The organism is Hydrotalea sp. (genome assembly GCA_030054115.1).
In the GTDB taxonomy this organism is placed as follows: Bacteria; Pseudomonadota; Alphaproteobacteria; order JASGCL01; family JASGCL01; genus JASGCL01.
In genome coordinates this window covers 38,271-39,652 of the sequence record JASGCL010000014.1, presented here as the reverse complement: position 1 = coordinate 39,652, position 1,382 = coordinate 38,271, and the positions used below count along the sequence as shown (strand labels likewise).

Genomic DNA, 1,382 nt, shown 5'->3' with positions numbered 1-1,382 from the left:
AAAAAAACCCCGCTTGGGGTAACCCAAGCGGGGTTTTGCTTTGGAGGGATCTTTTTTACAAATTTTGTTTTGCTATTTCTTAACCCTTATCGTCCTCGTTCCCCCGTGGTTCGCAAAAAAGCAAACCACGGGGGAGAAGGGACCTCGATAAAAATGGTTAAAAGCTATAGCGCGCGCCAAGGCTGATGCCGCCATACCAGAACAATTTGTTCACCGCGGTGTAATTAACGGTGAAGGCATTAACGCTATCCGCCGCGGCCGCTTGGTTGATTGGGTTGTAATTATCGCTGTAACCGCCGGGCACAAGGTAAAGTTTGCCAGCCAGGCTAAGCGTCAGGTTCGACGTGGGGGTATAATCCAACGATAAACTGGGGACGATAACGCCACGAATTTGGTCGGCGTTGTCGGTGGTCGGGGTGGCCACGTCGAACAGGTTGTTTAGACCTGCGAAACTTCTTGCCACATTGCCGTCTTGGTTATCGGAATAGCTTAAATCGCGTTTGATATTGTGAAACCACACACCGCCGGCGATGCCGGGGGTCAGGGTCAACAGTTTGTTATCAAAAATGCCCAGGGTGTATTTCACGCCCAGTGTAACGGGGATAAAGCTTTCGCGGTTATCCGTGGTGGTGAAATAAATACTATTGGCGGCCTGCGGTATCGTTTGGCGTATCAATGAGCCACGGCCGGTGCGGGCAAATGACTGGCCGATGGTATCCTTGCTACTATAATATTGGTAACCCACCGACAAATCAAAAAGCAGTTTGTTCATGCGATAGCCGATGTCAATCCCGACCCCGCCGCCGATGCCGGTGGCGGATGAATCCTTGGTGTATGATTGATTAATAAAGAATAATTCGGCGTTTGGCGCGACATAGAGGCCGTTTTTAAAACCGCCGCTATTAAGCCGAATGGTTTTGGTGACGGGCTTATCACTTGCGGCTTGCGATGCGGCATGGGCCAGGTTGTTGTGGGTCATGCCAATAAGCGCGCCGACAATGGTCGTGGCGATTGTGACGCCGCGAATGGTTTTGGTTGTTAAGGATTTCATTTTCTTACTGATATTATTTGTTGACTAGATTGTGGCTGGACCCTCGGCCTCACCGTTGCGATGTAACCAATCAAAGTAATATGCTGGAATGGATGTCGTCCCTGCGTTTTGCCCCGATTTATTATACCGCCAGCCTTGTAGCATCGCGTGCCATGGCTGTGATTAGCAATGACAGCCATCACGCATGCAAATTCAGCCATTTGTTTGGCGTAATAAAAAAGCTAGCTAAAAGATGTATTGTAACGCGAGGTTGAAGCCGCCATACCAGAATAATTTGTTAACCTCGGTGTAATTGATGGCGAAGGTATCGGCACCGCCCTCGGCGGCGGTT

Annotated in this window: 1 protein-coding gene; it reads right to left on the bottom strand. The window is 49.8% G+C overall.

Annotated features, from left to right (window positions below; translation table 11 throughout):
• Positions 1-157: 157 nt before the first annotated feature.
• Positions 158-1,051: a hypothetical protein gene (locus QM529_04210; protein ID MDI9313861.1), complete on the bottom strand. Its 894-nt coding sequence runs from the start codon at positions 1,049-1,051 to the stop codon at positions 158-160.
• Between the last annotated feature and the right edge of the window lie 331 nt (positions 1,052-1,382).

Coding starts and splice junctions, on each gene's coding strand:
- QM529_04210 (MDI9313861.1), bottom strand. CDS start 1,051: ATGAAATCCTTAACAACCAAAACCATTCGCGGCGTCACAATCGCCACG.